The sequence below is a fragment of the Frankia sp. CoWAU3 genome (assembly GCF_977971855.1).
The window spans coordinates 26254-34755 of the sequence record NZ_CDWWXB010000011.1 but is presented as its reverse complement, the minus strand read 5'-3'; the positions used below and the strand labels follow the sequence as shown (position 1 = coordinate 34755).

The following is an 8502-nucleotide window of genomic DNA, read 5'->3' as shown; positions in this document are numbered from 1 at the left end:
AGGGGGCGTGGTGGTCGTCGCCGGGGTGGGACTGGCAGCGAGCTCACGCGATCCGTCCCCCGAGCCACCGCTGCAGGCGGTCACCGTGGCAGCCAGGACCGTGGCAGCCAGGACCGTGGCAGCCAGGACCGTGGCGAGCACGGACACGAGGCGAGGCAGCCGGCCTCCACGGCCGCGACCACTCCCGCGGCCGCGACCAGGGCGCGGGCCGAACTGGGCGTTCAATTCTTCAGCAGCAGACCGAGACCGACGATGCAGGTGAACCAGATGATCCCAACAGCGATGGTCAACCGGTCGAGGTTCTTCTCCACAACCGAGGACCCACCCAGCGACGAGGACACGCCGCCGCCGAACAGGGTGGACAGCCCGCCTCCCTTGGCTCGGTGCAACAGCACAAGCATGATCATCAGAATACTTGCGACAATCAGGGCGATCGACAGACCGATCGTCATCTAGACCAGCTCCCGCTCCTCGGGGAAGTGGCAGGCCGCTCGGTGCCCAGGCCGAACCTCCGACAAGGGCGGTTCCACCGTCCTACACACCTCCTCGGCCTTCCAGCAACGTGGGTGGAACCGGCACGCCTTGAGGGGATCGGGCGGGCCGGACACGTCGCCACGCAACAGTATCCGCTCTCACCGACAGTGCTTCGCCTGGTCCGGTGGTCCGGCACCGGGACGGCCGGCGGCAGGGCGAGTGCGCGGACGCGTCCGCCGTCAGGCCGGCGGCCCGCTGCGCACGATGCCGACGAACTCCTCGGCGACCAGGCTCGCCCCGCCGACCAGCCCGCCGTCCACGTCCGGCATGGTGAACAGCTCGCCGGCGTTCGCTGCCTTCACCGAGCCGCCGTAGAGGACACGGATCCCCGCGGCGATCTCATCGCCGTACTGCCTGGCCAGCTGGCCGCGGACCGCCGCGCACATGTCCTGGGCGTCCTGCGCGGAGGCGGTGCGGCCAGTGCCGATCGCCCACACCGGCTCGTAGGCGATGACGATCGTCGCGGCCTGCTCGGCGGTGATGCCAGCCAGCGACCGCTCGAGCTGACGCAGCACGTGCTCGACCTGGGTGCCGGCGGCCCGGATCTCCTCGGGCTCCCCCACGCACAGGATAGGGGTGAGCCCCACGGAGAAGGCCGCCTTCGCCTTGGCCGCCACCAGCGCGTCGTCCTCGTGGTGGTCGGCCCGGCGCTCGGAGTGCCCGACGACGACGTAGTCGCAGCCGAGCTTGGCCAGCATCGCCCCGCTGATGTCACCGGTGTGCGCACCCGACGCGTAGGGGGAGAGGTCCTGCCCCCCGTAGGCGATGGCGAGCTTGTCCCCGTCCACCAGGGTCTGCACGCTGCGCAGATCGGTGAACGGCGGGAGAACAACGACCTCGACGGTCTCCAGCTCGGCGGGCTTGAGATCGAAGGCGATCTTCTGCACCAGCGCGATCGCCTCGAGGTGATTGAGGTTCATCTTCCAGTTGCCGGCTACCAGCGTCCGTCGGCCGGTGCCCTTGACGCCGGCGGCGCCCTTTGAACCGGCAGCGCCCTTCACCGACCTGTCCTTGCCCACGCCGTCCTCGTCCTTCCCGGATCCCCTGTTCTTCCCGGATCCCCTGTCGGAACCTCGCTCAGATCTTCCCCGGCCCAGCAGGGCCATCAGCCGGCCCCGGCCCCGGAGGTCCCGCGGAGGCCGGACGTCCCGCGGAGGCCGGACGTCCCGCGGAGGCCGGACGTCCCGCGGAAATCAGACATCGAGGGCCGCGAGCCCGGGCAGCGTCTTGCCCTCCAGGTATTCCAGGCTCGCGCCGCCGCCGGTCGAGATGTGGCTGAAGGCATCCTCCGGGATGCCGAGCGTGCGGACCGCCGCGGCGGAGTCGCCGCCACCCACGACGGAGAACCCCTTGCCGGCGGCGACCGCCTCGGCCACCCCCCGGGTGCCCGCGGCGAACGGCGCGAGCTCGAACACGCCCATCGGCCCGTTCCAGAAGACCGTGGCCGCTCCGGCCAGCCGCGCGGCGAACAGCTCCGTCGACGCCGGGCCGGTGTCGAGCCCGAGCCAGCCGGCGGGGATGGCGTCAGCCGCGACGACGGCGGTGTCCGCGTCGGCGGCGAACCTGTCCGCGACGACGACGTCGGTCGGCAGCACGATCCGCTCCCCGCCCTCGGCGAGCAGCTCCTTGCACGTTTCGATCATCTCGCTCTCCAGCAGCGACCCGCCGACCCCGTGACCGAGCGCCGCCAGGAAGGTGAAGCACATCCCCCCGCCGACGAGCAACGCGTCGACCTTGGGCAGCAGCGCGCGGATCACGCCGAGCTTGTCGGACACCTTGGACCCGCCGAGCACGACACTGTAGGGACGCGCCGGGTCGCTGCTGAGCCGGCGGAGCACTTCCAGCTCGGTAAGCACGAGCCGACCCGCGGCGTGCGGCAGCCGCTTCGGGACGTCGGCGACGCTGGCATGGGCCCGGTGGACCGCGCCGAAGGCGTCCCCGACGTAGAACTCGGCGAGCGCCGACAGCTCGTCGGCGAAGGCCGCGCGGATCGCCGCGTCCTTGCTGGTCTCCCCGGCTGCGAAGCGCAGGTTCTCCAGCAGGGCCACCTCGCCGTCCCCGAGCCCGGCGACCACCTCGCGGGCATGCGCACCGGCGATGTCACCGCTGCCGTCGCCGGCGAACGCCACCGGCCGGCCCAGCAGCTCGGCGAGCCGACCCGCCACCGGCTCCAGGGAGTACTTCGGGTCCGGTTCGCCCTTCGGCCGGCCCAGGTGCGAGCTCACGACCACCCGGGCGCCCCGGTCCAGCAGCGCGGAGATGGTCGGGACGCTGGCGCGGACCCGGCCGTCGTCGGTGATGCGCGGGGTGTCACCGGAACGATCCAGTGGCACGTTCAGGTCGCTGCGGACCAGCACTCGGTGCCCGGCGACCTGCAGGTCGTCGATCGTCCTCACGCTTCGTTACTCCATTGGGGAGAGAAATTGTCGAGGAAGAGCCGGAGAGGATCCTCTCCGGCCCGGTCGGGAGGAACGGCCGGGGAGGACCGGCGCCGCCCGACGGGTTTCGCCGGCCGGCGGCGCGCGGGCCTAGAGGCGCGCGGCGACCAGCGCGGTCAGGTCGACCAGCCGGTTGGAGTAGCCCCACTCGTTGTCGTACCAGCCGACGACCTTCACCTGATTGCCGGCGGACATCGTCAGCAGCGAGTCAAACGTGCAGGACGCCGGGGTGTTGACGATGTCAGAGGAGACGATCGGGTCCTCGGTGTAGACAAGGTAGCCCTTCAGCGGGCCCTCCGCCGCCGCCTTGAACGCCGCGTTGACCTCTTCCTTGCTGGCCTTCTTGTCCAGGGTGGCCACCAGGTCGGTGACCGAGCCGTCGAGGACCGGCACCCGCATCGCCAGTCCGTCGAGCTTGCCCTTGAGGTGGGGCAGGACCAGCGCGGTGGCCTTCGCCGCACCCGTGGTGGTCGGGATGATGTTCTGCGCCGCAGCCCGCGCCCGCCGCAGGTCCGAGTGCGGGAAGTCCAGGATGACCTGGTCGTTGGTGTAGGCGTGGATGGTGGTCATCAGCCCCTGGCTGATACCGAAGGCCTCGTCGAGCACCTTCGCCATCGGCGCGACGCAGTTCGTCGTGCAGGATGCGTTGGACAGGATGTGGTGCCTGGCCGGGTCGTAGGCGTCGTCGTTCACGCCTATCACCACAGTGATGTCCTCGTCCTTGGCCGGCGCCGAGATGATGACCTTCTTGGCACCCGCCTGCAGGTGCTTGCCCGCATCCGCCGCCTTGGTGAAGCGGCCGGTGGACTCGATGACGACGTCCACGCCCAGATCGGCCCAGGGCAGCGCCGCCGGGTCGCGCTCGGCCAGCACCTTGATCACGGTGTCACCGACGCGGATACCCTCGTCAACGACGCTGACCGCAGCGGACAGCGTACCCAGCGTGGTGTCGTACTTGAGCAGATGCGCGAGAGTCTTGTTGTCGGTCAGGTCGTTGACCGCGACGATCTCAAGATCGTTCCGGTTGCTCACCGCGAGCGCCCGCCAGAAGTTACGACCGATTCGCCCGAAGCCGTTGACACCCACCCGCGTAGCCACGTCCAGGACTCCCTACCGTCTTGTCTCGTCGTTTCGATAGTCACGCCGTCGTTCCATCGCGACGTCGTCGTTCGGTTGTGACGTTCTCGTTCATGTGGCGCTGTCGAGGCAGGAGCCTAACGAGTTTGCACATCATCGGCGGGAATCCGAACCGTGCGATGTTGGTCTCCTCACACGGTGCGGGCACGCCCCACCCGGAAACTACATCCCATCACATGGCTGCGCTGCCGCACCGCCGGTGCGCCTCCGCGCAGGGCCGGGGGCCGGCAGATCCCGTGGACCCGCGCTGACGCCGGCCGAACCGCCCAGGCGGGCGTCCCACGGGGCGGACCCCACCCCGAAGAGCCCCGAAGAGCCATCCGATCCCGATGGTGCTACTGGGCCAGTAGTCCACTTGCGGGTATGACTTGCAGGTATGAAATGTCTGGGCCTGACCTGGGCCGCTGTTGCTCAGGCGTTCTCAAGGAGATCCGGGGAGACGCTCGCCTCGGTGTTGGGGATACCGAGCGCGTTGGCCCTCTTGTCGGCGAGCGCCAGCAGCCGGCGGATCCGGCCGGCGACCGCATCCTTGGTCAGCGGCGGGTCCGCGAGCGCGCCCAGCTCCTCCAGGGAGGCCTGCGCGTGCTCGATGCGCAACCGGCCGGCCGCCAGCAGGTGCTCCGGGGCGTCGTCACCGAGGATGCGCATCGCGGCCTGCACCCGGGCGCCGGCGGCCACCGCGGCCCGGGCGGAGCGGCGCAGGTTGGCGTCGTCGAAGTTCGCCAGCCGGTTGGCGGTCGCCCGGACCTCCCGGCGCATCCGCCGTTCCTCCCAGGCGAGCAGGCTGTCGTGCGCACCGATCCTGGTCAGCAGCGCGCCGATCGCGTCGCCGTCGCGGATGACGACGCGATCGACGCCGCGCACGTCCCGGCTTTTGGCCTGGACCCCCAGCCGACGCGCCGCGCCGACCAGGGCGAGCGCGGCCTCTGGACCAGGCGAGGTCACCTCCAGCGAGCAGGACCGACCCGGCTCGGTCAGCGAACCGTGGGCGAGGAACGCGCCCCGCCAGGCCGCCGCGGCGTCACAGGCGGAGCCCGTGACCACCTGCGGCGGCAGCCCGCGCACCGGACGGCCACGCTGGTCGAGCAGGCCGGTGGACCGCGCGAGCTGCTCGCCGTCTCGCTCGACGCGCACGATGTAGCGCACCGAGCGGCGCAGCCCACCGGCGGCCAGCACGGCCACCGTCGAGGGGAAGCCGAAGACCTCGGCGACCTCACGACGCAACCGGCGGGCGGTCGCGCCAGTATCGAGTTCCGCCTCGACCACGATGCGACCACCGACGATGTGCAGCCCCCCACCGAAGCGCAGCAGGGCCGCCATCTCGGCCCGCCGGCAACAGGGCTTCGCGACCCGCAGCCGGCTCAGTTCGTCCTTGACGGTGGCCGTCATCGCCGCCACACCGATCACTCCTTGGCTTCACCGGATGGGGTCCGGCGGACCGGTCCGCCGGACGATGAGTACTGCGTGACCGGCCGCCGGGACGCGGGCGTCGGGCAGGTCGCCTCCGGGAGTCCCGCGAACACCGCACGGAAGGCCGCGGCGAGCCGGACCGGATCGTGCACGGGCGCGCCGGGGATCCGCACCGGCGCCAGATGGAGCCGGGCACCGACGTCCGCCGCCGCCCGGGCGAGCAGATCGGGGTCGGGCACGGCGGTCGGATCAGCGATCACCACGTCCAGCCGCAGGCCGGGAACGTGCCGGCCGAGGGAGTGGAGATGGGCCTGGGGGGTGTATCCCTCGGTCTCCCCCGGCTGGGCGGCCAGATTCAACACCATCACCCGGTTCGCCCGGGACGTCGCGATCGCCCGGTTCATCTCAGGAACCAGCAGATGCGGCAGCATGCTCGTGTAGTGCGATCCCGGTCCAAGGATGATCCAGTCGGCCGCGGCCGCCGCGGTCACCGCCTCCGGACAGGCCGGCGGTGCCGCCGGCGACAGCCGGACACCCGCGACCCGTCCACCGGTCGTGGCCACCGCGGCCTGCCCGCGCACCTCGACCTCGGCGGTGGGCGCCGCCGGATCCAGCCCCACGACGTCGGCGACGATGTCGATGCCCCTGGTCGACAACGGCAGCACCCGCCCCCGCACGCCGAGGAGGGTGGCGGCCAGGTCGAGCGCGGCCACCGGTGATCCGGCGCGCTCGGCGAGCGCGGTCAGCACGAGGTTGCCGACCGCGTGCCCGGCGAGCGGCCCGTCGCCGCCGAACCGGTGCTGGAACACGTCCGCCCAGGTGGTCGACCATCCGTCCGGTCCGGCCAGCGCGGCCAGGGCCATTCGCAGATCGCCCATGGGCAGCGCGCCGAGCTCCGCGCGCAGCCGCCCGGAGGATCCACCGTCGTCACCGACGGTCACCACGGCGGTAAGCGCCGGGGTGATCTGCCGGAGCGCGGCGAGCGAGGCGGCGAGCCCGTGGCCACCGCCGAAGGCGACGACCGCCGGTGCCCGGTCCGGACCGTCGGAGCGCGCGGCTACGCCCTTGAGGTTCACGGATGGTTCACTCCCGTCCCAGGTCACGGTGCACCACCCGGACTCCCACGCCGCCCGCGGCGAGCCGGATGCCGAGCTGCTCGGCGATCGCGACGCTACGGTGCTTGCCGCCGGTGCACCCGACGGCCAGCGTGAGATACCGCTTGCCCTCACGGGCGTAGCCCTCGCCGACCAGGCGGAGCAGCGCCGAGTACTGGTCGAGGAAGTCCTGCGCTCCCGGCTGGGCCAGCACATAGTCGCGCACCTGCGGATCGCGGCCGGTGAACGGGCGCAGCGCCTCCACCCAGTGCGGGTTGGGCAGGAACCGGCAGTCGGCGACGAGATCCGCATCCAGCGGAAGTCCGTACTTGTACCCGAACGACACCACCGTGGCGTTGAGCCGGTTGGCGTTCGGCTGCCCGAACGCGGCGTCGATCTTCGACCGCAACTCGTGGACGTTCAGGTCGGTGGTGTCGAGGACCAGGTCGGCCTCGCCGCGCAGCTCGGCGAGCAGAATCCGTTCCCGGCCGATGCCGTCGACCACCCGCTCGTCGCGCTGCAGCGGATGCGGCCGGCGGACGTGCTCGAACCGGCGGATCAACGCGTCGTCGCTGGCCTCGAGGAACAGCATCCGGGGATGCATGCCCCGCGCGTCGAGCGCCGCGATCGCGGCGCGCAGGTCAGAGAAAAACGGCCGGCCCCGCACGTCCACCACGACGGCGATGCGGCTGATTGCCCCACCGGAACGACGGCCCAGCTCAGCCATGGTGGACAGCAGCTCCGGGGGAAGGTTGTCGACGACGAACCAGCCCAGGTCCTCCAGACACTTCGCCGCGGTGCTGCGCCCGGCGCCGGACAGCCCGGTGATGATCGCCAGATCCAGGGTCGGGGTGGTCATGAGACGGTCTCCGTGTCGAGAATCTCTCCGGTGCGCGGGTCGACGACGGGGGCGGGCGCGTCGGCGCGGCCCGGCGCCGACCGGGCCAGCGCGGTGACGATCGCCGCCGCCGTCCGCGGGCCGATGCCGGGCACCTGCGCGATCTGCTCGGCACTCGCCGCCCGTATCTTCGCCACCGAACCGAAGTGGCGCAGCAGGGCCTTGCGCCGGGTGTCACCCAGGCCGGGGACCTCGTCGAGGGCGGAGGCCACCATGGCCGTGGACCGCTTCTGCCGGTGGTAGGCGATGGCGAAGCGGTGCGCCTCGTCGCGCACCCGTTGCAGCAGGTAGAGCGCCTCGGACGTCCGCGGGAGGATGACCGGGTCCGCGGTGTCCGGCAGCCAGACCTCCTCCAGCCGCTTCGCCAGCCCGCACAGCGCCACCCCGCCGGGGCCGGCGTCGATGCCGAGCTCGTCAAGCGCCCAGGCCGCCGCAGCCACCTGGGGCGCCCCGCCGTCCACCACGACGAGGTTCGGCGGGTAGGCGAACCGGCGCGGCCGCCCGGTCCCCGGATCGATCGGCTGCGCGGCACCCGGCGCGCCGGCGATGTCGCCAAGCTCGCCGATGGCGGCGATGTCGCCAATGTCGCCAATGCGGGACCGCTCGGCGAGGTAGCGCGAGAACCTCCGGTGGATGGTTTCGTACATGCTCGCCACGTCGTCCCCGGCAGCCCTGTCCCGGCCGGCGCCCTCCCGGCCGGCACCCTCCCGACCGGCGATGCCGCGGATCGCGAACCTGCGGTACTCGGACTTGCGCGGCAGGCCGTCCTCGAACACGACCATGCTCGCCACGACGTTCGTGCCCTGGGTGTTCGAGACGTCGAAGCACTCGATGCGCAGCGGCGCGTCGGGCAGCTCCAGGGCCTCCTGAAGCTCGGCGAGGGCACGGCTGCGGGCGGTGAGGTCACTGGCCCGCTTCGTCCGGTGCAGCGCGAACGCCTGCTTGGCGTTGCGCTCCACCGTTTCGAGCAGGGTGCGCTTGTCCCCACGGC

The 8502-nt window shown here is 71.8% G+C and carries 9 protein-coding genes; all 9 read right to left on the bottom strand.

The annotated features are described in order from the left end of the window. Positions 1 to 221 precede the first annotated feature (221 nt). The gene (gene secG, locus AC08ON_RS02590; RefSeq protein WP_011436079.1) at positions 222 to 452 is read right to left on the bottom strand and encodes a preprotein translocase subunit SecG; all 231 of its coding nucleotides are present in this window, start codon (positions 450 to 452) and stop codon (positions 222 to 224) included. After that, entirely contained in the window at positions 453 to 620 is a 168-nt protein-coding gene (locus AC08ON_RS02585; protein ID WP_304413236.1) for an oligopeptide/dipeptide ABC transporter ATP-binding protein, read from the bottom strand. A 93-nt stretch (positions 621 to 713) separates the two neighbouring features. Then, the gene (tpiA, locus tag AC08ON_RS02580; protein ID WP_476606257.1) at positions 714 to 1640 is read right to left on the bottom strand and encodes a triose-phosphate isomerase; all 927 of its coding nucleotides are present in this window, start codon (positions 1638 to 1640) and stop codon (positions 714 to 716) included. A gap of 87 nt (positions 1641 to 1727) precedes the next feature. After that, the gene (locus tag AC08ON_RS02575) at positions 1728 to 2930 is read right to left on the bottom strand and encodes a phosphoglycerate kinase (RefSeq protein WP_476606258.1); all 1203 of its coding nucleotides are present in this window, start codon (positions 2928 to 2930) and stop codon (positions 1728 to 1730) included. Positions 2931 to 3062: 132 nt separating this feature from the next. Next, positions 3063 to 4070: a type I glyceraldehyde-3-phosphate dehydrogenase gene (gap, locus tag AC08ON_RS02570; RefSeq protein WP_476606259.1), complete on the bottom strand. Its 1008-nt coding sequence runs from the start codon at positions 4068 to 4070 to the stop codon at positions 3063 to 3065. Positions 4071 to 4520: 450 nt separating this feature from the next. Continuing rightward, complete coding sequence (gene whiA, locus AC08ON_RS02565) at positions 4521 to 5507, bottom strand: DNA-binding protein WhiA (RefSeq protein WP_011436075.1); 987 nt, start codon at positions 5505 to 5507, stop codon at positions 4521 to 4523. Positions 5508 to 5512: 5 nt separating this feature from the next. Further along, positions 5513 to 6595 (bottom strand): gluconeogenesis factor YvcK family protein, encoded by a 1083-nt coding sequence (locus tag AC08ON_RS02560; protein WP_476606260.1) that lies wholly within the window; start codon positions 6593 to 6595, stop codon positions 5513 to 5515. Between the two features lie 7 nt (positions 6596 to 6602). After that, positions 6603 to 7472, bottom strand: a complete 870-nt coding sequence (gene rapZ, locus AC08ON_RS02555; protein ID WP_011436073.1) for an RNase adapter RapZ — start codon at positions 7470 to 7472, stop codon at positions 6603 to 6605. Further along, on the bottom strand, positions 7469 to 8502 hold a 1034-nt coding region (locus AC08ON_RS02550), incomplete at its 5' end, for a helix-hairpin-helix domain-containing protein (protein ID WP_476616385.1). The genes AC08ON_RS02550 and rapZ, both read right to left, overlap by 4 nt.